At 68.1% G+C, this 18,858-nt stretch carries 21 protein-coding genes; 13 read left to right on the top strand and 8 right to left on the bottom strand.

The annotated features are described in order from the left end of the window. Positions 1 to 162: 162 nt before the first annotated feature. The 5 genes from AC1ROD_RS14610 (at position 163) to AC1ROD_RS14590 (ending at position 5,468) form a co-directional block, all read left to right on the top strand. Entirely contained in the window at positions 163 to 1,968 is a 1,806-nt protein-coding gene (locus tag AC1ROD_RS14610) for a methyl-accepting chemotaxis protein (protein WP_492948992.1), read from the top strand. Positions 1,969 to 2,077: 109 nt separating this feature from the next. Beyond that, positions 2,078 to 3,307: an MFS transporter gene (locus AC1ROD_RS14605; protein ID WP_492948991.1), complete on the top strand. Its 1,230-nt coding sequence runs from the start codon at positions 2,078 to 2,080 to the stop codon at positions 3,305 to 3,307. Between the two features lie 33 nt (positions 3,308 to 3,340). Next, complete coding sequence (gene purQ / locus AC1ROD_RS14600) at positions 3,341 to 4,003, top strand: phosphoribosylformylglycinamidine synthase subunit PurQ (RefSeq protein WP_492033726.1); 663 nt, start codon at positions 3,341 to 3,343, stop codon at positions 4,001 to 4,003. A 97-nt stretch (positions 4,004 to 4,100) separates the two neighbouring features. Next, positions 4,101 to 4,805, top strand: coding sequence for a hypothetical protein (locus AC1ROD_RS14595; RefSeq protein ID WP_492948990.1), 705 nt, complete (start codon positions 4,101 to 4,103; stop codon positions 4,803 to 4,805). A gap of 9 nt (positions 4,806 to 4,814) precedes the next feature. Continuing rightward, complete coding sequence (locus AC1ROD_RS14590; protein ID WP_492948989.1) at positions 4,815 to 5,468, top strand: hypothetical protein; 654 nt, start codon at positions 4,815 to 4,817, stop codon at positions 5,466 to 5,468. Positions 5,469 to 5,479: 11 nt separating this feature from the next. Here the strand turns inward: AC1ROD_RS14590 and AC1ROD_RS14585 are convergent, their stop codons facing one another. Then, positions 5,480 to 5,683 (bottom strand): hypothetical protein, encoded by a 204-nt coding sequence (locus AC1ROD_RS14585; protein ID WP_492948988.1) that lies wholly within the window; start codon positions 5,681 to 5,683, stop codon positions 5,480 to 5,482. Between the two features lie 118 nt (positions 5,684 to 5,801). Between AC1ROD_RS14585 and AC1ROD_RS14580 the strand changes: the two genes are divergently transcribed. The 8 genes from AC1ROD_RS14580 (at position 5,802) to AC1ROD_RS14545 (ending at position 14,435) form a co-directional block, all read left to right on the top strand. Beyond that, the gene (locus tag AC1ROD_RS14580; RefSeq protein ID WP_492948987.1) at positions 5,802 to 6,596 is read left to right on the top strand and encodes a TspO-related membrane protein; all 795 of its coding nucleotides are present in this window, start codon (positions 5,802 to 5,804) and stop codon (positions 6,594 to 6,596) included. A gap of 89 nt (positions 6,597 to 6,685) precedes the next feature. Beyond that, positions 6,686 to 7,045, top strand: coding sequence for a DUF1801 domain-containing protein (locus AC1ROD_RS14575; protein WP_492948986.1), 360 nt, complete (start codon positions 6,686 to 6,688; stop codon positions 7,043 to 7,045). A 50-nt stretch (positions 7,046 to 7,095) separates the two neighbouring features. After that, positions 7,096 to 9,285 carry a phosphoribosylformylglycinamidine synthase subunit PurL gene (purL, locus tag AC1ROD_RS14570; RefSeq protein ID WP_492948985.1) on the top strand — a complete coding sequence of 730 codons (2,190 nt, stop codon included), beginning with the start codon at positions 7,096 to 7,098 and terminating at the stop codon, positions 9,283 to 9,285. Between the two features lie 8 nt (positions 9,286 to 9,293). Continuing rightward, positions 9,294 to 9,764, top strand: a complete 471-nt coding sequence (locus tag AC1ROD_RS14565; RefSeq protein WP_492948984.1) for a hypothetical protein — start codon at positions 9,294 to 9,296, stop codon at positions 9,762 to 9,764. A gap of 37 nt (positions 9,765 to 9,801) precedes the next feature. After that, complete coding sequence (locus tag AC1ROD_RS14560; protein WP_492948983.1) at positions 9,802 to 10,896, top strand: glycosyltransferase family 4 protein; 1,095 nt, start codon at positions 9,802 to 9,804, stop codon at positions 10,894 to 10,896. A gap of 42 nt (positions 10,897 to 10,938) precedes the next feature. Then, the gene (locus tag AC1ROD_RS14555) at positions 10,939 to 12,342 is read left to right on the top strand and encodes a cytochrome P450 (protein ID WP_492948982.1); all 1,404 of its coding nucleotides are present in this window, start codon (positions 10,939 to 10,941) and stop codon (positions 12,340 to 12,342) included. 70 nt (positions 12,343 to 12,412) lie between these two features. After that, a complete protein-coding gene (locus AC1ROD_RS14550; protein ID WP_492948981.1) occupies positions 12,413 to 13,978 on the top strand; it encodes an alkaline phosphatase D family protein in 1,566 nt (521 codons plus the stop codon). 103 nt (positions 13,979 to 14,081) lie between these two features. Next, positions 14,082 to 14,435: a DUF1428 domain-containing protein gene (locus tag AC1ROD_RS14545; RefSeq protein WP_492948980.1), complete on the top strand. Its 354-nt coding sequence runs from the start codon at positions 14,082 to 14,084 to the stop codon at positions 14,433 to 14,435. A gap of 4 nt (positions 14,436 to 14,439) precedes the next feature. On the opposite strand, the gene AC1ROD_RS14540 is transcribed toward AC1ROD_RS14545, so the two are convergent. The 7 genes from AC1ROD_RS14540 to AC1ROD_RS14510 all read right to left on the bottom strand — a co-directional run bounded on the left by AC1ROD_RS14540 (position 14,440) and on the right by AC1ROD_RS14510 (position 18,858). Next, complete coding sequence (locus AC1ROD_RS14540) at positions 14,440 to 15,282, bottom strand: DUF5694 domain-containing protein (protein ID WP_492948979.1); 843 nt, start codon at positions 15,280 to 15,282, stop codon at positions 14,440 to 14,442. A 65-nt stretch (positions 15,283 to 15,347) separates the two neighbouring features. Then, entirely contained in the window at positions 15,348 to 15,659 is a 312-nt protein-coding gene (locus AC1ROD_RS14535) for a BlaI/MecI/CopY family transcriptional regulator (protein WP_492948978.1), read from the bottom strand. Further along, entirely contained in the window at positions 15,659 to 16,054 is a 396-nt protein-coding gene (locus tag AC1ROD_RS14530; RefSeq protein ID WP_492948977.1) for a MotA/TolQ/ExbB proton channel family protein, read from the bottom strand. The genes AC1ROD_RS14535 and AC1ROD_RS14530 overlap by 1 nt, the downstream gene beginning before the upstream one ends. A gap of 45 nt (positions 16,055 to 16,099) precedes the next feature. After that, the gene (locus AC1ROD_RS14525; RefSeq protein WP_492948976.1) at positions 16,100 to 16,555 is read right to left on the bottom strand and encodes a hypothetical protein; all 456 of its coding nucleotides are present in this window, start codon (positions 16,553 to 16,555) and stop codon (positions 16,100 to 16,102) included. An 82-nt stretch (positions 16,556 to 16,637) separates the two neighbouring features. Next, on the bottom strand, positions 16,638 to 17,351 hold the full coding sequence (locus tag AC1ROD_RS14520; protein ID WP_492948975.1) for an SDR family NAD(P)-dependent oxidoreductase: 714 nt from the start codon (positions 17,349 to 17,351) through the stop codon (positions 16,638 to 16,640). 124 nt (positions 17,352 to 17,475) lie between these two features. Then, the gene (locus tag AC1ROD_RS14515) at positions 17,476 to 18,297 is read right to left on the bottom strand and encodes a TIGR00282 family metallophosphoesterase (RefSeq protein WP_207870804.1); all 822 of its coding nucleotides are present in this window, start codon (positions 18,295 to 18,297) and stop codon (positions 17,476 to 17,478) included. Between the two features lie 3 nt (positions 18,298 to 18,300). Next, entirely contained in the window at positions 18,301 to 18,858 is a 558-nt protein-coding gene (locus AC1ROD_RS14510) for a 5-formyltetrahydrofolate cyclo-ligase (RefSeq protein ID WP_492948974.1), read from the bottom strand.

The following is an 18,858-nucleotide window of genomic DNA, read 5'->3' as shown; positions in this document are numbered from 1 at the left end:
GGCATCACCCTTTCCGGGACGCCCTGTTGACTGCATCATCGGGCAAACCCTTCAAAAATTTCTCAATTCGAACAGCGTTTTGGGTACGCAGTGTTCCTTACCGTACGGAATAACATCGTTAACCCTGTTGGCTTTAGGTTGGACGCAAAAGCGGGGGACCCGATGCTTTCCACGATCCGATCCAAGGTGAAGTTCGCCGGTCTGGCTATGGCCATTCTGTGCGCATTGGGCTCCGGTTCGGGCCTGCTGATCGCGGCGTCGCTGAACGGATCGATGTCGGATTCGGCGCGCATCGCCGAGGTCCTGCGAAACCATATGCAGGCCGACATGATGCATGACGCCCTGCGCGCCGACGTCCTGGCCGCCCTGCTGGCCGCCCAGACCGGTGACGCCGGGGCGATGACCGGCATCCGCGCCGATCTGGAAGAACACTCCGCCAACTTCCGCGCCGCCATCGACGAGAACCACAAGAAGGCGACCAACGCTGAAACCATCGGCGCCCTGGAACAGGCCGACGCTCCGCTGCAGGAGTACATCGCCTCCGCCGACCGGATCGTGAAGCTGGCCGGCAGCAATCCGGCCGGCGCCGAGGCCGCCCTGCCCGCCTTCCGGACCAGCTTCAGCGCGCTGGAAACGCGGATGGAGGCGATTTCCGAACAGATCGAATCCACCCTGGCCGCCACCAAGGCGCGCGCCGAGTTCATGGCCGTCGCGGGCATCGTGACGATGATCATCGCCATCCTGCTGAGCGTGGGCCTGAGCCTGCTGCTGATCCGCCGATCGATGCGGGAGGTGGTTGCCCCGATCGGGGTGCTGAACGACGAAATGGCCGCCCTGGCCGAAGGCCGCACCGACGTCGATCTGACCAGCGCCGGCCGCAAGGACGAGCTGGGCGCCGTCGGCCGATCGGTCGTGGCGCTTCAGGCCCTGATCGTCGAACGCGCCCGCGCCGAAGCCGCCGCCCAGGCCGCCCAGCGCAGCCAGGCCGAGAAGGCCCAGCTGGCCGCCGCCGAGAAGCAGGCCCAGGTCGTGTCCGCCATGGCCGAGGGCATGGACCAGCTGAGGCAGGGCGACCTGACCCACCGCATCGTCGGCGAGTTCCCGCACGGCTATGAGAAGCTGCAGGCCGACTTCAACGCCGCCATGGTCCAGCTGGAAGAGACCCTGATTTCGGTCAACGGCAACGCCTCGACCATCCGCGGCGGCGCCCATGAGATGACCCAGGCCACCGACGACCTGTCGCGCCGCACAGAACAGCAGGCCGCGAGCCTGGAAGAGACCGCCGCGGCCCTGGAACAGATTACCGCGACGGTGAACCGCTCGGCCGAGGGCGCGCGTCAGGCCTCCAACGTGGTCGGCGAGGCCCGTGACGAGGCCGAGTCCAGCGGTCGCGTGGTCGGCGAGGCCGTCGCCGCCATGGACGCCATCCACGCCTCGTCCAACGAAATGGGCCAGATCATCAGTGTGATCGACGAGATCGCCTTCCAGACCAACCTGCTGGCCCTGAACGCCGGCGTCGAGGCCGCGCGGGCCGGCGACGCCGGTCGCGGCTTCGCGGTCGTGGCCTCCGAAGTCCGGGCTCTGGCCCAGCGCTCGGCCGACGCGGCCAAGGAGATCAACGCCCTGATCTCCAACTCGGGCCGTCAGGTGTCGCTGGGCGTGGACCTGGTGCGTCAGACGGGCGCCAATCTGGACCGGATCGCCGACCGCGTGCTGCGCGTCGGGTCGCTGATCACCGAAATGGCGGCCGCCAGCCAGGAACAGGCCACCGCCTTGACCGAGATCAACACGGCCGTCAGCCACATGGATCAGGTGACCCAGCAGAACGCCGCGATGGTCGAGGAGACCACCGCCGCCAGCCACGCCCTGGCCCAGGAGACCGAAATCCTGAGCCAGTCGGTCGGACGGTTCCGCCTGTCGGGCGGCGGCGAGGCCGCCGGCGGATCGCGGATGCGCTACGCCGCTTGATGGGCGCCGCCTGAAGCAAGGTGTGATCGGTATCGGAGCGGGTTGCGGTTGATCCCACGACGGGCCTCCCTATTTTGCAGTGCAGCAATTCTCTGCCTGCAGGATACCCATGGCCACGGACATCACGCCGGAGCTCGACGCCGCGCATTCGATCGCCGCAGAGCCGCAGGCCGCCGCCCCCAAGGCGGTGGCTCTGGTTCTGACCGCCCTGGCCATGGGCGGTTTCGCTATCGGGACCACCGAGTTCTCGGCGATGAGCGTCCTGCCGGACTTCGCAAATGATCTGGGCGTCGATGCGCCCACCGCCGGTCACGCCATCAGCGCCTATGCCCTTGGCGTCGTCGTGGGCGCGCCCCTGCTGGCGGTGATGGGCGCGCGCATCGCCCGGTGGAAGCTGTTGATCGGCTTCATGGCCCTGTTCGCCGTCGGCAACGCGCTGAGCGCGATGTCGCCGACCTTCGGCTGGCTGCTGGCCTTCCGCTTCCTGAGCGGCCTGCCGCACGGCGCCTATTTCGGGGTCGCGGCCCTGGTCGCGGCCTCGGTGGTGCCCCTGGCCTACCGGACCCGCGCCGTCTCCACGATCCTGCTGGGCCTGACCATCGCCACCGTGATCGGGGTGCCGGTGGCGACCGGCGTCAGCCACGCCTTCGGCTGGCGCTGGACCTTCGCCGCCGTCTCGGTGCTGGCCGCGATCACCATGACCCTGGTCGCCCTGTTCGCCCCGCGCGACCCGCCCCACCCCGACGCCAGCCCCTTGCGCGAGCTCGGCGCCCTGAAGCGGCGGCAGGTCTGGCTGACTTTGGGCATCGGGGCCATCGGCTTTGGCGGGATGTTCTGCGTCTATGCCTATCTGGCCTCGACCCTGACGGCGGTCACCGGTGTCGGGCCCGGAATGATCCCTTGGGTCTTCGCCGTCTTCGGCGGCGGCATGCTGGCCGGAAACCTGATCGGCGGCTGGACCTCTGACCGGTTCGGCATGAAGGCCGGCGCCGGGATGCTGATCTGGAGCATCTTCTCACTGATCCTGTATTTCTTCGCCGCGCCGCACCTGTGGGCCGTGCTGATCGTCATCGTCCTGATCGGCGCCGGCATGGGGCTGGGGTCGCTGCTGCAGACCCGGCTGATGGACGTGGCCGGCGACGCCCAGACCCTGGCGGCGGCGCTCAACCACTCGGCCTTCAACACCGCCAATGCGCTGGGACCGTTTCTCGGCGGCCTGGCCATCGCGGCCGGCTTCGGCTGGGCCTCGACGGGTCTGGTCGGGTCCGCCCTGGCCTTCGGCGGCCTGATCATCTGGGCGTGGGCGATGTGGGACGCAAAACGCACGCCTGCCGCCTGACACCCTCACGGAATCCTGCTAGAGGCCCCGCCCATGAGCGCAGCCGTCATCGTCTTCCCCGGATCCAACTGCGACCGGGACTGTAAAGTCGCCATTGAACGCTCCACCGGAGAGCGGGTGGAAATGGTCTGGCACGGCGAGACCAGCCTGCCCGACGACCTGGACCTGATCGTCCTGCCGGGCGGCTTCTCCTACGGTGACTATCTGCGCTGCGGGGCCATGGCGGCCCAGGCGCCGATCATGCAGGCGGTCAAGAAGGCTGCGGACGACGGCGTCGCCGTGGTCGGCATTTGCAACGGCTTCCAGATCCTGTGCGAAGCCGGAATGCTGCCGGGCGCCCTGCTGCGCAACGCCGGGCTGAAATACGTCTGCAAGCCCATCGCACTGGAAGTCACCAACGGCCAGACCCGCTTCACCGCCGGCTATCAGGGCCAGCGCGAAGTGGTCATGACCCAGGGCAACGGCGACGGAAACTATTTCGCCGACGCCGAGACCTTGGCCCGGCTCGAGGGCGAGGGCCAGGTGGTCTTCCGCTATGTCGACAATCCGAACGGCTCGGTGGCCAATATCGCGGGCATCCAGAACGCGCGCGGCAATGTGCTGGGTATGATGCCCCACCCCGACCGGGCCTTCGAGGCCGAGCTGGGCTCCGCCGACGGCGCGACCCTGTTCCGCAGCGTGATGGCCGCGGCCTAAGGGCGCGCGCATTTTCGCCGCATTCACGCAACCCGCGCGATTGACACCGTCACAACCTCTGAGGCATGCCTAAGGCAAAGCTTGGGGGGAGTATCCAATGTTCAAGAAGGTTCTCGTGGCCGCCGTCGCGGCCATGTCCGTCGCCGCTTGCGCGCCGACCTATGTCGCCACGCCCTATGACCGCACCGCCGGAGCCGTGCACGGCATCGTTCTGATCGACGACTCGGTGCCGGAAAAGGCCACCGCCTATGAAGTCGCTTCAGTCGGTTCGAACTTCGGCCTGATCGGCGCCCTCGTCGACGCGGGCATCCAGGCCGAGCGGCAGGGCGCGGTCAATGAGGCCCTGAACGGCACGGGCTTCGACGCCGAGGCCCGACTGGAAGCGCGGGTGATCGCCGCCCTTGGCGAGCAGGGCTATACCGCCGCGCCCCTGCCCGGCGCCGACAGGCCCAAGCGCGATTTCCTGACGACCTACCCGACCGCCCCCGCGGGCGTGGACGGCTATCTGGACATCGCCATCGTCAACTACGGCTATATGTCCTCGGGCGCAGGCCAACCCTTCCGTCCGACCGTTGGAGCCAAGGTCAAGCTGGTGAAGGTCTCCGACGGGTCGGTGCTCATGGAAAACATGATCATCTACAATCCGCTGAACGCCATGCAGGGCGTGATCACCCTGTCGCCAAACCCCGACTATGCATTCAAGAACCGGTCGGAGCTTCTGGAAGACCCGAACCGTCTGGCCGCGGGCATCGAGGACGCCCTGAACCAGGTCGCCGACACCGCTGTCCACCTGCTGCGCTAGGTCGCGACGATGCGGATCAAGCCTCTTCTCGGCGCCGGCCTGGCGGCGGTGGTCCTGGCCGGCTGCGCCAGCGTGCCGCCGCCGGCTCCGCCGGTCCTCGCCTATGCGCGCGACAACTGCGACGCTGCGCCGAACCTGACGACGGCAATCAGCCTGACGCCGGCCAAGGAAACGCGGACGCATTTCGTTTCGACCGTCATGGGCGCCGACACCGCCTGTCTGGCGCGTGAAGGGCGGACCTCGCCCTATGTGGTCTATGCCCTCCCCGCAGACCGGGGGGACAAGACCCTGATCATCGGCGGACTGCTGGAGACCAACCGCATTCTGTCGCCCGGCATCACCGTTCTGGACGGCGAGGGCCATGTGACCCGCGCCTTCACGACGGCGGACTTCCTGTATCGCGGCCCGGTCTATTCGGTTCAGTTCCGGCCGCGCGAGAGTGAGGCCTATATCGTCGTGGACGTCGATCCGACACGGATCGGCGCCCGCTATGACGCGATCAACGTCGGGACCAACACAACCACGATCTCGACGGGCTACATCACGTCCAACTTCACGACGGGCACGGAAGCCAGGACCAGCCGGACCTTCTCCTGGGAGGGCACGGTCAACGTCACAGTCAACGACAGCGACACCGAGGAAAAGCCGGCCGATCCGGCCTGAAGCGGGACGCCTCAGGCGTCGCTGGTGCGCGACAGCTGTTCGTCCTCGTCGACGGCGTCTTCATCCTCGTCGGGCGTGACGACGCCGCCCGGGTCGCGCTGGGCGGCCAGTTCGCGCGCGCCGACGCCCAGCCCCTGTTCGATGGCCAGATTGGCCTCGACGTCGTCGGTCTCGAAATGGGGTTTGTCCTCGGGAGCGTCCTTGGGATCGGGCATTGCAGCCTCCTTCTCTAAGCGATGATGCAGGCTGAACCGCCGGGCGGCCGCTGCGGTTCCGGTGAACCTTCGCCGCGCTGAGGCGTAAGGGCGGGCTGAACCCGTTGCCGGAGCCTGCATGTCCATCGTCCGACCCACCGCCGCCCAGAAGACCCGCCGCTGGATCGTGCTGGGCGCCGCCGTCTTCGCCGTGGTCGTGGCCCAGGCGCAGATGGGCCTCGGCTGGGGGCAGAGCGCCGCCGCCTTCGCCGCCGACAGCGATGCGACCCTGAAGGTCGCCGGCTGGGCCTTCGCCATCTGGGGCCTGATCTATCTGGGCCTGCTCGTCTATGCGGTGCGGCAAGTGCTGCCGCAGACGGGCGAGAGCGATCTGATCCACGCCTTCGGCTGGCCCTCGGTCCTGGCCTTCGCCGGGATCGGGCTGTGGATCGTGGCGGCGGCGATGGATTGGGAGGTCGCGACGATCGTGCTGATCTTCGGGTCTCTGACCGTGCTGGTCATTCCGTTGCTGACCCATGCGCGCCAGATGCGGAACCTGAAACTGGCCGACAGGGACCGATGGATTACCGTCTGGCCGCTGAGCCTGCTGGCCGGGTGGCTGAGCATCGCGGCGCCGGTCAATCTGATTACGGTGGCGACCGGCAACGGCGACCTGCCGTCAGCCCTGTCGCCGACGCTGTGGGCCGGGCTGGCGGTTGTCGTGGTTTCCCTGGGCGCCGTGGCCATGACCTGGCGGATCCGGACCATCGCCTTCGGCCTGCCGGTCTCCTGGGGCCTGGCCGGGGTGTTCGCCGCGGAACAGGCGCGCAACGAGGCCCTGGCCTTCACCGCCGTGATCGCCGCCGTGGCGGTTCTGGTCGCCGATGTGGTGATCGTCCTGGCGCAGAGGCGACGGGTCGAGCGCGTGGCCTAGGTAGACAGGTCACGACGGGCTGCTAGCGTGGCCTAATGGATGCCGAGGCCCTCTTCAGGCTGAACGGAACAAGCCGGCGCGATCCGGGCGTGGAGCAGTGGCTGGCGTCGGACGATCCGCTACGGCAGCTGGCCGGTATCTGGTTCCAGCGCATGCGCGACTGCGGCGAGGGTGTGCGCGAGACCCTGGGTGACGGCCATCCGATGGCCTGCGTCGAGGATGCGGCCTTCGCCTATGTCGACGCCTTCAAGGCCCATGTGAACGTCGGCTTCTTTCGCGGCGCGACCCTGCCCGACCCGGCCGGCTTGCTGGAAGGCACGGGCAAGCGGATGCGGCATGTGAAGCTGCGCTGGGGCAAGCCGGTGGACGAGGCGGCGTTGACCGAGCTGATCACGGCAGCCCATGCCGACATCCGGGCGCGGCTCGCGGCGGAGAAGGACGGGGTTTAAGGCCCTTCCCCGGGCTGACTCCGGCGACGAACATCGCTAGAAGCCCCGCCATGAGCGCCCCCCAGAAAACCATCGCCGAACTCGCCGCCGAATACGGCCTGAGCCCCGCTGAATACCAGGTCGTCCTGGACCGTCTGGGCCGCGAGCCCAACCAGCTGGAATTGGGCGTCTTTTCAGTGATGTGGTCCGAGCACTGCTCCTACAAGTCGTCGAAGATCCACCTCGGGAAGTTCCCGACCAAGGGGCCGCGCGTCATCTGCGGACCGGGCGAGAACGCGGGCGTCATCGACATCGACGACGGCGACGCGTGTATCTTCAAGATGGAAAGCCACAATCACCCGTCCTTCATCGAGCCCTATCAGGGCGCGGCGACGGGAGTGGGCGGCATCATGCGCGACGTCTTCACCATGGGCGCGCGTCCGGTGGCCTTGCTGAACGCCCTGCGCTTCGGCGACGTCGGCCATGAGAAGACGAAGCGTCTGGTGAAGGGCGTGGTCTCGGGCATCGGCGGCTACGGCAACTGCGTCGGCGTGCCGACGGTGGCGGGCGAGACCAATTTCCACGCCGGCTACAACGGCAACATCCTCGTCAATGCCATGTGTGTGGGCCTGGCCAAGTCGGACGCCATCTTCTACTCGGCGGCTCCGGGCGCGGGGATGTCGGTGGTCTATTTCGGCTCCAAGACCGGCCGCGACGGCATCCACGGCGCGACCATGGCCTCGGCCGAGTTCGACGAGGACTCCGACGAGAAGCGCCCCACGGTGCAGGTCGGCGATCCCTTCGCCGAGAAGCTGCTGATCGAGGCCACCCTCGAACTGATGGCCTCGGGCGCCGTGGCCGCCATCCAGGACATGGGCGCCGCGGGCCTGACCTCCTCCTCGGTCGAGATGGCCGGCAAGGGCGGCGTCGGCATCGAGCTGGACATGGACAATGTCCCCCAGCGCGAAGAGGGCATGTCGGCCTATGAGATGATGCTGTCGGAAAGCCAGGAGCGGATGCTGGCCGTGCTGAAGCCGGGCCGCGAGGAAGACGGCTATCGCATCTTCAAGAAGTGGGGTCTGGACGCCGCCGTCATCGGCCGCACCACCGACACCGGTCGTCTGGTCCTCAACCACCACGGCGAGGTGGTCTGCGACGTGCCGCTGGCCCCGCTGTTTGACGACGCCCCCCTGTATGACCGTCCGTGGGTTCAGCCCGAGCTGCACGGCCGCCTGACCGCCGCCGACGTCGCCGCGCCGGAGAGCTGGAATGACGCGGTGCTCAAGGTCGTCTCCTGCCCCGACATGGCCTCCAAGCGCTGGATCTGGGAACAGTACGACCGTCACGTCATGGCCGACACGCTTCAGGACTCGGCGACCGGTGCCGACGCCGGCGTGGTGCGGGTCCATGGCACCGACAAGGGTCTGGCGGTCACCTCGGACTGCACCCCGCGCTATGTGCAGAACGACCCCTATGAAGGCGGCAAGCAATGCGTCGCCGAGGCCTGGCGCAACCTGACGGCCGTCGGCTCCCTGCCGATCGCCATCACCGACAACCTGAATTTCGGCAACCCGCAGCGGCCCGAGATCATGGGTCAGATCGTGCGCGCCATCGACGGCATGGCCGAGGCCTGCCGCGAGCTGGACTTCCCGGTCGTGAGCGGCAACGTCTCGCTCTACAACGAGACCAACGGCGCCGCGATCCCGCCGACTCCCACCGTGGGCGGCGTCGGCCTGCTCAAGAACTATGATGTCGTCACCGGCTTCTCGGGCGTGGCGGAGGGCGACGCCCTGATCCTGATCGGCGCGACCGAAGGCGAACTCGGCGCCTCCATCTATCTGCGCGAGGTTCTGGGCCGCGAGGACGGCGCCCCGCCGCCGGTCGACCTGAAGCTGGAGCGCCGCACCGGCGACTTCATCCGCAGCCAGATCGAGACCGGCCTGCTGACCGTGGTCCACGACCTGTCGGACGGCGGCCTGATCGGCGCCGCGGCGGATATCGCCCTGGCCTCGGATATCGGACTGACCCTGAACGCGGCCGACCACGGCCAGTTGTTCGGCGAGGACCAGGCCCGCTACCTGATCGCCGCGCCGAACCCGGACGAGATCATCACCGCCGCGCGCGAGGCCGGTCTGCCGGTGTCGCTGGTCGGCAAGGCGGGCGGAACGGCCTTCGCCGCCGAGGGCCTGTTCTCCATCCCGATGGCCGACCTGCGTGAAATCCACGAAGGCTGGATGCCGGGCTGGATCGAAGCGGCCTGAGGCCGGTTATGCGTCGGCTGATCGTCCCCGCCCTGCTTTTGATCAGCCTGGCCGCCTGTGACGGCGAGGATCCGGTCGACAGCGTCATCCGCGACGTCTCGACCAAGAACCATGCGGCGGCCGCCGCGGCCGAGGCCGAGGCGGCGGCGAAAGCGGCTCCCGAAGCGGCTCCGGCGGCGACAGCCGAATGCGACGTCGAAGTCAGCTTCGGCAGCTATGGCGCGGGCCCGGACGTGGTGCTGCGTGACAACATCGTGACCCTGGTGAAGGCCGATCCCGGCGTGACCGCATCGGAAATGAAACCCTGGGGTCGTGAGGGCGAAACGACCCTGTGTCTCAAGGCGAAGGACGACGCCGCGGCCAACCGCCTGTACGGGACGATCGCCGCCCAGCTGCCTTCGACCAGCAGCCGGGCGCCGACGACGGTCCGTCACCGCGACGGGCGCAGCCGCGCCACTCTCTATCCGACCGCGCAATGACATCCCCCGAACACTCTTGAACACGCCCGACGCTCCAATGCGGGTCGTAGTCGTCCTGCCTCCGGGATCGCGCTTCGACGTCAATCGGCCGACCTCGATCGAGACCGTGGTCCGGTCGCTGGGCGAGCACAGCTGTGATCGCGAGACGCTGACCGTCATCTGCGATGAAGGCGCGGCGCGTGGTGACGCCCTGACGACCCTGGCCATTGCGCCGGAACGATCGCCGGGGAGACGGGCCAGGGTGATCGCCGACCATATCGCGCGGCTGCGGCCGGATATCGTCGAGGTCCATCAGCATATGCCGAGCGCGGCGGCGCTGGCCAAACGCCTGCGGACCCTGCCGGTCATCCTGTATCGCCACAACCTTCTGCCGCGCGCCGGAAACCCCCTGAAGCGCCTGCGCCATCGGCTGCGCGCGGGGCTGTTCGACGGCAACCTGTTCGTCAGCGAAGTCGGCCGGCGACAGTTCGTCGATCGCTACCCGCATCTGACCGATCGAGCCGTCGCGATGCCCAACGCCATCAACACGGCCCTGTGGTCCGCGCCCGTCGCCGATCGCGCGCCCCTGATCGCCTTCGCTGGCCGGGCGGCGCCGGAGAAGGGTCTGGCGCCCCTGTGCGAGGCGCTGGTCCCGGTTCTGGATGCGCGGCCAGACTGGCGGGTCGAGCTGGCGCTGGGCGACTGGGACCGGCATCAGGCATGGACCGAGGCGCAACTGGCCTCGTTGGCGAGGTTCGGGGACCGCGTCACAGTGCGGCACGACGCCCCCCGTGACGTCGTCCGCGCTCTTTTCCAGCGGGCCGCCATTGTCGTTATTCCCTCGCTGTGGCGCGAGCCCTTCGGACTTGTGGCGATCGAGGCCCACGCCGCCGGAAGCGCGGTCGTCAGTTCGGGCATGGGCGGGCTGGCGGAAGCCAGCGGCGATCACGCCCTGGTGGTTACGCCAGATGCGGACTTCCCGGTGCGGCTGGGCCAGGCCCTGTTGAAGCTGATCGACGATGCCGCCGCACGGGAAGCCATGGCCGCCGCGGGGCAGATCTACGCCCTCAGGGAGCACGATGCCCACGACCGCGCGCGCGATCTGGACGCGGCGCGGCGCCGGTTCGCGAACGCCGATCGCGCACGCCCCTGAATCGCCTTTCACCTGTCACGATCCGGGCGTAGCGTTCGGGGCATGGCCGATGGATCGCAGACCTTCCGCCCCTGGACGCCGCCCCGGCCGCCCAAGCCGCTGGGGCTGATCCCGTTCCTCTGGATCAGTTGGCGCAATCCGCTGCTGATGTGGTCGGACCGTCACTTCGCCGAACCGCAGTTGCACGGTCGCGGGCCGCTCGGAGAAGTGCTGGTCGTCAGCCATCCCGAGGGTGTGCGCCACGTCCTGACCGAGAACGCCGCCAACTATGAGAAGGGCGCCCTGCAGCGCCGGGTGCTGGGGCCGATGCTGGCCGACGGCCTGCTGCTGACCGAGGGCGAGGTCTGGAGGCGCGCGCGGCGCATTCTCGCGCCCCTGTTCACCCCGGCGCGGACGCTGAAGATGGCGGCGCGGATGGACGAAGTCTGCCGCGCCCGGGTCGAGGCCCTGCATCTGGAACATGGGGCGCGGGTGCTCAACATCGATTCCGAGATGTCGGGTCTGACCTTCGACATCTTGTCGGCGACCCTGTTCTCCGACGAGCTGGACGGGGATGCGCGCGGGTTCGAGGCGGCGCTGAACCAGTATCTGGCGGTCGGCGCGCGGATCGATCCGCTGGACGTGTTCAATGCGCCGTCGTGGATTCCGCGACTGGGCAAGACCGCCAGCTATCGCTCGGCCCGCTATTTCGAACAGAGGGTGGGTGCGCTGGTGGCCCGGCGGCGCGCGCGGATCGAGGCCGGAGAGGCCGCGCCTGACGACCTGCTGACCGCCCTGCTCACCGCGCGCGACGAGGCCGAAGACGGAAAAGGCCTCGACGATCGGGAGGTCGCGGCCAACATCCTGACCTTCATCCTGGCCGGGCATGAGACGACGGCGCGGACCTTGGGCTGGGCCCTGCATCTGATCTCGCGCAGCCCGGCCGTGGCGGAGACGCTGAAGGCGGAGGCCGACGCCTTTGACATCACCGATCCGAAGTGGGCCGAGGGCCTGCCGTGGACGCGGGCGGTGATCGAGGAGGCCATGCGGCTGTTCCCGCCGGCTCCGACCCTGGCGCGGCGATCGATGGGACCCGATGTGGTCGGCGGCGAGGCCATCGGCGAGGGCTGCGCGGTGCTGATCTCGCCATGGATCCTACACCGGCACGAACTATTGTGGGACGAGCCCGACGCCTTCCGGCCCGAGCGCTTCCTGCCGGAGAATCGCAAGTCCATCGACCGCTACGCCTATATTCCGTTCAGCGCCGGCCCCCGGGTCTGCATCGGCGCCGCCTTCGCCATGCAGGAGGCGATGATCGCCCTGACGACCCTGCTCAAGGCCGCCGAGGTCGAGGCGATCAGCACGGTCGAACCCCACCCGACGCATCAGGTCACCCTGCGCAGCCGCCTGCCCATACACCTGCGATTGCGACCTCGCCGGACCTCGCCTGAGGCCGCGGCAGCCTGACGCAGATCTGAAGCGCCACTGTCGCAAACCCGGCGTAGGGCGGAAACCTCACCCGTTCAGAGGCCGCCCCATGACCCGTTTCGACCTGTCCCGCCGGGGACTTCTGACCGCGTTCGGCGGCGGCCTGGCCCTGACGCAGACCGGCCCGGCCCTGGCCCAGGCGGCGTTCGACGTGAACCCCTTCCGGCTGGGCGTCACCGCCGGCGACCCCCAACCCGATGGCTTCGTGATCTGGACGCGGCTGGCGCCCGATCCCCTCGCCTACGGCTCGGGCATGCCCAATCAGCCGATGGCGGTGCAGTGGGAGGTGGCGGCTGATCGCGGCTTCCGCACCGTGGTCCGCTCAGGCGAGGCCATCGCCCGGCCGGAACTGGGCCATTCGGTTCACGTCGAGGTCGAGGGACTGGAGCCGGCCCGCGCGTACTTCTACCGCTTCACCGTCGGGACCGAGCGCAGCGGCGTGGGCCGCGCCAAGACCACGCCCGCCGTCGGCGCGGCGATGGACCGGGCCAAGTTCGGCATCGTCGGCTGCCAAGCCTATGAGAGCGGCTTCTACACCGCTCACCGCAAGATCGCGGCCGAGGATCTGGATTTCATCTTCTGCTACGGCGACTACATCTACGAAGGCCGGGGCAATCCGACCTATCAGAACGCCGCCGGTCCGATGGAGAATCCGCGCGTCCATCTGGGCGGCGAGATCTACAGCCTGGACGACTATCGCCGGCGCTATTCGCAATACACGATGGATACGGACCTGCAGGCCTCCCGCGCCTCGGCGGCCTGGTTCGCCGTCTATGACGACCATGAGGTGGACAACAACTGGGTGGGCGAGATCGATCAGGACGGCACCCCGTCCGAGATCTTCCTGCTGCGTCGGGCGGCGGCCATGCAGGCCTTCTATGAGTTCATGCCGATGCGGAAGTCGGCCTTCCCGCGCGGCTCGTCGATGCAGCTCTATCGCCGGGCCCAGTACGGCAATCTGATGGACCTGAGCTTCCTCGACACCCGCCAGTTCCGCTCGGACCAGCCCTGCGGCGACCGGTTCGGCGCCAACTGCGCGGCCATCGATGCGCCCGAGGCCCAGATCCTGGGGCAGGCGCAGGAGGCCTGGCTGTTCAACAACCTGGATCGCTCGACCGCGACCTGGAAGGTGCTGGCGCAGCAGGTGATGATGATGGACCTGAACCGGAACTCCGGCGAGGGTTGGAGCGTCAATCCCGACAGCTGGGCCGGCTATTCGACGCCGCGCCGCCGGCTACTGAAGCATATGCAGGACCGCCGGGTGTCGAACGCCGTGGTCCTGACAGGCGATGAGCACCAGAATTTCGCCGGCAATCTGTTCCTCGACGGCCGCCACCCGGAAGGCGATCCGATCGCCAGCGAGTTCGTCGGCACCTCGATCAGCTCGGGCGGCGACGGCGTCGATCAGAAGCCGGAATGGGCCGCCTTCATGGCCGCCAATCCGCAGCTGAAGTTCCTCAACAGCCAGCGCGGCTATGTGGTCTGCGACGTCACGCCCGAGCGCTGGCAGACCGAGTTCAAGGTGCTGGACCAGATCCACAACCGCGACGGCGTCCTGACCACCCGGGCCAAATACGCCATTGAGGCGGGCAAGCCGGGGCTGATGGAGGCCTGATCCGCGACCCTTCGCCACCGGCAGGGAACCTGTTCGAACGCGGGTTCTTGAGTCAGTCTTGACGCAGCAAGCTCGGGGCGAAGACCCCAAGGGAGAGACGCGCATGGACTATGTCGATGGCTTCATCATCGCGGTGAAGAAGGACAAGATCGAGGACTACAAGCGGATCGCCGAAGAGAGCGCCCAGATCTTCAAGGAACTGGGCGCCCTGAGCGTGGTGGAATGCGTGGCGGACGACGTCCCCTATGGCAAGCTGACGTCGTTCCCCCGCGCGGTCATGGCGGAGGAGGACGAGATCGTCGTCTTCTCGTGGATCACCTATCCCTCGCGGGAGGTACGTGACGAGGCGAACAAGAAGATGATGGAAAACGAGAAGATGGCCGCCGCGATGAACGAGATGCCGGTGGACGGCAAGCGGATGATCTTCGGCGGCTTTAAACAGATCGTCTCGGCCTGACCGATCAGGTCCCCGCGAGGTAGGGGACGCTGTCGACCAGGACATAGCCGGGCGTGTTCTCGACGAAGTGGCGCAGCCAATAGGCATGGCCGGCGCCGTAGACGATGACGATCCGGTCGCCGGGTTTGGCCGTCAGCATCAGCTTGGCGAAGATCTTGGCGTTGCGCTCATACCAGCCCGAGTTCAGCTCGGCGCCCGGCTGTTCCACCGCGTCCCCGAACTGGAGCAGGCCGTAATAGAGGTCCATCGTGCCGTTGATCGGGTGGTCGGGGCGGTTGTTGTCGGCCAGCAGGGCGCCGAGGGTCTCGGTGCGCTGGCGCGCCGACAGATCGGCGACATAGGCGGCGACCGGGGCGTTGACGGCCGCCAGCTCGGCCTCCTTGTGATGGGCGGTGACCCACGCCATCAGCTTGTCGAAGGGGAAGTAGTCGCGTTCGCCGTCATCGGGCTGTTCGTCGATGGCGTAGACCCGCGTCAGGCCCTCCAGATTGGCCAGCCGATAGCCGATCTGGACCCGCTCATCGGCGTTGGTCAGGAGGTCGGCGGGGGTGAAGGCGGGGTAGCGCTGATCCAGCAGGGTGGTTGCATCGGTCGCGATCCGCTCGACGGCGATGGCGGTCGGGTGGAAGCGGCGAAGGCCCTCGGCGACGGCGGCCAGTTCCGCCTGTTTGGCCGGGGTGGTGACCGGGTCGGCGACGACGTTGTTGATGTCCTGCCCCGGATTGTCGAAGTGGAAGGTCCCGACGATCATCACCTGAATAGGCTCAGGCTTCGGCGCGGGCGCGGTCTGGGCCAGGGCGGCGGAAGGTAGCGCCAGGGCGGCGACGGCGGCGAGGATCTTCAGCATGGAGGTCTCCGACAGGGTTTCTGTTCAGAGGCGCGGCTGCGGCCCGGCGGATGCGCCCGCCGGCATTAAGTTTCCGACAGGTCGCGGATCAGGGCGGCGCGGTCGCCAGCGAACAGACGGTCGGCCAGGGCCTGAACCTCGCCGTCGACATAGGCCCGACGGTCGATCTCGGCGTGGTAGCGTTGGCGGCCGTCCTCGCGCACCGACCGGACCGCTCCTTTGTGCATCAGCCGGTTGAGCAGGGTCTTGATGGTGGCGTCGCCCCAGGGCTGGATCGACTTCACCTCATCGATCAGGGAGGCGAAGGACAGAGGGCCCTTGCGCCAGAGGGCGGCCAGAACCTCGCTCTCGGCTTCGGTGACGGGAATGCGGGCCATCAGGCCTTGAGCACCAGACGGTCGACCCGCGCCTCGATGATCCAGTGACAGATCACGGCCACGACGCCGACGACCAGGCCGAGGACCAGCAGGAAGGCGGCCTCGGCGAGTCCGGGGGCCAGGACGTTGAAGGGCTGGGATCCGCTGTTGGAGACCCCGATGAAGATCATCAGCAGATTATAGGCGGCGCCGAGCAGGCCCAGCAGCGGCGCACCCAGGCGCAACGCGGAGAGGAAGGTCGAGCCGCCGTTCAGATGCGGGCCGGACATCACCTTGCGCGCCGTCACCACGACGGCGGCGATCAGGGCGACGACCAGGGCCAGCACGATGACCTTCACCGGCACGGACGCATCGAGGAAGACGGTGAGCGGGGTGATGGGGTTTGGAGCGGACATGGGATTTCCCGAGGGTTGCTGTTCTGGTTCGATCGGCGCGTGGAGTCAGGCGGGCTGGCGCTGCGCCATCCAGCCGTGGGCGAAGACCGCCGCGACCGAGGCCAGCAAACCCGCCAGAACCACCACGGCGATCTCGGCCAGACCGGGAGAGATGATGTGGAAAGGCGGCAGTCCGCCATCATAGTTGATCCGCACCAGAATATTGGCGCCGAGGTAGATGGCCACGGCCGCCGCGAACAGCGGCCCGCCGAGGCGCAGGCTGGAGACAAAGGATTGGCCGGTCGCCGTCCGGCGAAGGCGTGAGGTCACGCCCAGAACCAGGGCCGTGATCGCCGCGACGATCATCAGCAACAGGCAGACCTTGGCGATGGGGCCGGCGTCGAGGATGACCGATGGCACCTTCTGACCCGTACCGCCGGGATGGACGGCGTTTTCGGCCTGGGCGGCGGTGGACAGCAACAGGATGGAAGCGGTCGCGAGGAAGGCGGCGGAGCGAGACATCGAATCCTCTTGAAGATTACGTTCGTAATCTTTGTGGATTACATGCGTAGTCGAGTCAAGCGCACTTCCCGCAGACCGCGGATCAGCCCGCCGTCCAGCCGCCGTCGACCATGACCGAACTGCCCGTCATCAGGCTGGAGGCGTCGGAGGCCAGCAACAGGAGGGGGCCGGTCAGCTCGTCCATCTGACCCAGACGGCCGAACTTGATGCGGCTCAGGACGAAGTCGCGCGTGCCGGGCGTGTCGAGGATCGGACGGGTCAGGGCGGTCTCGATGAAGGTGGGGCAGATGGTGTTCACCCGCACGCCGTGCGGGGCCAGGTCGATGGCCATGCAGCGGGTCAGACCCTCCAGTCCCCATTTCGAGGCGCTGTAGAGGGAGCGACCGGCGCCGCCGACATGGCCCATCTGGGAGGAGACATTGATGATCGAACCGGGGCGGCCGGCCTCGACCAGCCCTTTCGCCACCGCCTTGCCGACGAACACGGCCGCCTTGAGGTTGAGGTCGAGGACGGCGTCGTAGTCTTCTTCCGTCACCTCGAGGATCGAGCGGATGCGGTTGGCCCCGGCGTTGTTAAGCAGGATGTCGAAGGGGCCGCGCGCTGCGATCTCGCGTTCCACGGCGGCGATGTCGTTGACGTCGAGGGTGAAGCCGTCGGCCTGAAACCCGGCTTCGCGGATTTCGGCGACGCGCGCGTCGACGTCGGAGGCTGTGCGGGCGCACAGGGTGACGTGGGCGCCGGCCTGGGCGAAGATCGCCGCGCCCGCCGCGCCGATGCCCCGCCCGCCCCCGGTCACGAGGGCGCGCTTGCCGGACAGGCTGAAGTTCGGAAGGGCGGGGTCAGAGGCATGGCGGTCTCCTGAAAGGCCGCGCCAACCTCGGAGAGAAGTCGCTCCCGATCAAGACCGGGAACAGCGTCCGTCAGACCACCGGGATCGCCTGGCTAAGGCGGCCGCCGACACGGATGGGTTCGACGCGCGTGGCGAGCCCCGTGCGGTCGTCGGTCTCGACGAAGACGCCGCAGATGGTGGCGGGGCCGTGAGCCGGGGAATAGCGGCCCTGCGAGATGCGGGTGGTGAAGCGCCGGAGCGGCTCTTCCTTCTCATTGCCGATGACACTGTCGTAGTCGCAGCAGCCGCCGGCGTCGGTCTGGTAGGCGGTGCCGGCCGGCAGGATCTGGCAATCGGCGGTGGGGACGTGGGTGTGGGTGCCGACGACGAGGGAGGCGCGGCCGTCGCAGAAATGGCCCATGGCCATCTTCTCGGAGGTGGCCTCGGCGTGCATGTCGACGATGACGGCGTCGGCGACGGCGCCCAACGGGGCGGCGTTAAGCTCCCGGTCCACGGCGCTGAACGGGTCGTCCATCGGATCCATGTGGATGCGGCCCAGAACGTTCATGACCAGGACGGTGCGCCCGCTGTGCGTCTCGAACAGATTGGCGCCGGCGCCGGGCGCGTCCATCAGCCGGGGATAGTTGGCCGGGCGGATCAGGCGCGGCTCGCGCACGATATAGGTCAGGGCCTCGCGCTGGTCCCAGCTGTGGTTGCCCAGCGTCAGGCAGTCGGCGCCGGCCATGAACAGCTCACGCGCGGTGTTCTCGGTGATGCCGAAGCCGCCGGCCGCGTTTTCCGCGTTCACGACCACGAAGTCGAGCTTCAGATCGCGCTTGAGGCCGGGGAGATGATCGCTGATGCCGTCGCGACCGGACTTGCCGATCACGTCGCCGAAGAAGGCAAGACGCATGGGTTAGGGGACCTTTCGCGCCGGGGTATAGCCCACCTCGGTCAGAACGCCATGCAGACCTTGGTCGTGACCTTCCATCGGCACGCGCTCAAGGCGCTGGCCGGCGTAGGCGAAGCCGATGCGGATGGCGTCGGGCAGGACCGCGAAGGTGCGGTCGTAGAAGCCGCCCCCCTGCCCCAGCCGCCCGCCGAAGTCGTCGAAGGCCAGCAGCGGCGTCAGGATCAGATCGGGGACGACGGTCGCGGCAAGCGGCAGGGGCGCGGGACAGCCGGCGGCGTCCAGCTCCAGCGGCTCGCCCGGCGACCAGAGGCGGAAGATCATCGCCGCGTCGCGTTCCAGCACCACCGGCAGGCAGAGGGTCCGGCCCGCAGCGGACAGGGCCTGTGCGAGGGCGTCGGTCTCGAGTTCGGACCCCATGGCGCGATAGAGGGCGACGATCTCGGCGGCAGGCAGGGAGTCCGAATGATCGGCGGCGCGTTCGGCGGCCAGCGGATCCGTCCCGGCCAGTCGTTTGCGGAGGGCGCGCATCGAAGCGCGGAGAGCGGGCTTGTCGGAGATCAT

The organism is Brevundimonas sp. GW821-FHT12E07 (assembly GCF_058807035.1).
Note: the sequence above shows the minus strand (reverse complement) of the source record. Positions and strands in the feature narration are given on the sequence as shown.

Bases quoted from the DNA above. Each gene is read 5' to 3' on its own strand.
- AC1ROD_RS14530 (WP_492948977.1), bottom strand. From the start codon at position 16,054: ATGTCCGCTCCAAACCCCATCACCCCGCTCACCGTCTTCCTCGATGCG.
- purL (WP_492948985.1), top strand. From the start codon at position 7,096: ATGAGCGCCCCCCAGAAAACCATCGCCGAACTCGCCGCCGAATACGGC.
- AC1ROD_RS14610 (WP_492948992.1), top strand. From the start codon at position 163: ATGCTTTCCACGATCCGATCCAAGGTGAAGTTCGCCGGTCTGGCTATG.
- AC1ROD_RS14580 (WP_492948987.1), top strand. From the start codon at position 5,802: ATGTCCATCGTCCGACCCACCGCCGCCCAGAAGACCCGCCGCTGGATC.
- AC1ROD_RS14510 (WP_492948974.1), bottom strand. From the start codon at position 18,858: ATGATCTCCGACAAGCCCGCTCTCCGCGCTTCGATGCGCGCCCTCCGC.
- AC1ROD_RS14555 (WP_492948982.1), top strand. From the start codon at position 10,939: ATGGCCGATGGATCGCAGACCTTCCGCCCCTGGACGCCGCCCCGGCCG.
- AC1ROD_RS14605 (WP_492948991.1), top strand. From the start codon at position 2,078: ATGGCCACGGACATCACGCCGGAGCTCGACGCCGCGCATTCGATCGCC.
- AC1ROD_RS14545 (WP_492948980.1), top strand. From the start codon at position 14,082: ATGGACTATGTCGATGGCTTCATCATCGCGGTGAAGAAGGACAAGATC.
- AC1ROD_RS14585 (WP_492948988.1), bottom strand. From the start codon at position 5,683: ATGCCCGATCCCAAGGACGCTCCCGAGGACAAACCCCATTTCGAGACC.
- AC1ROD_RS14550 (WP_492948981.1), top strand. From the start codon at position 12,413: ATGACCCGTTTCGACCTGTCCCGCCGGGGACTTCTGACCGCGTTCGGC.
- AC1ROD_RS14535 (WP_492948978.1), bottom strand. From the start codon at position 15,659: ATGGCCCGCATTCCCGTCACCGAAGCCGAGAGCGAGGTTCTGGCCGCC.
- AC1ROD_RS14515 (WP_207870804.1), bottom strand. From the start codon at position 18,297: ATGCGTCTTGCCTTCTTCGGCGACGTGATCGGCAAGTCCGGTCGCGAC.
- AC1ROD_RS14595 (WP_492948990.1), top strand. From the start codon at position 4,101: ATGTTCAAGAAGGTTCTCGTGGCCGCCGTCGCGGCCATGTCCGTCGCC.
- AC1ROD_RS14560 (WP_492948983.1), top strand. From the start codon at position 9,802: ATGCGGGTCGTAGTCGTCCTGCCTCCGGGATCGCGCTTCGACGTCAAT.
- AC1ROD_RS14565 (WP_492948984.1), top strand. From the start codon at position 9,294: ATGCGTCGGCTGATCGTCCCCGCCCTGCTTTTGATCAGCCTGGCCGCC.
- AC1ROD_RS14590 (WP_492948989.1), top strand. From the start codon at position 4,815: ATGCGGATCAAGCCTCTTCTCGGCGCCGGCCTGGCGGCGGTGGTCCTG.
- AC1ROD_RS14540 (WP_492948979.1), bottom strand. From the start codon at position 15,282: ATGCTGAAGATCCTCGCCGCCGTCGCCGCCCTGGCGCTACCTTCCGCC.
- AC1ROD_RS14525 (WP_492948976.1), bottom strand. From the start codon at position 16,555: ATGTCTCGCTCCGCCGCCTTCCTCGCGACCGCTTCCATCCTGTTGCTG.
- purQ (WP_492033726.1), top strand. From the start codon at position 3,341: ATGAGCGCAGCCGTCATCGTCTTCCCCGGATCCAACTGCGACCGGGAC.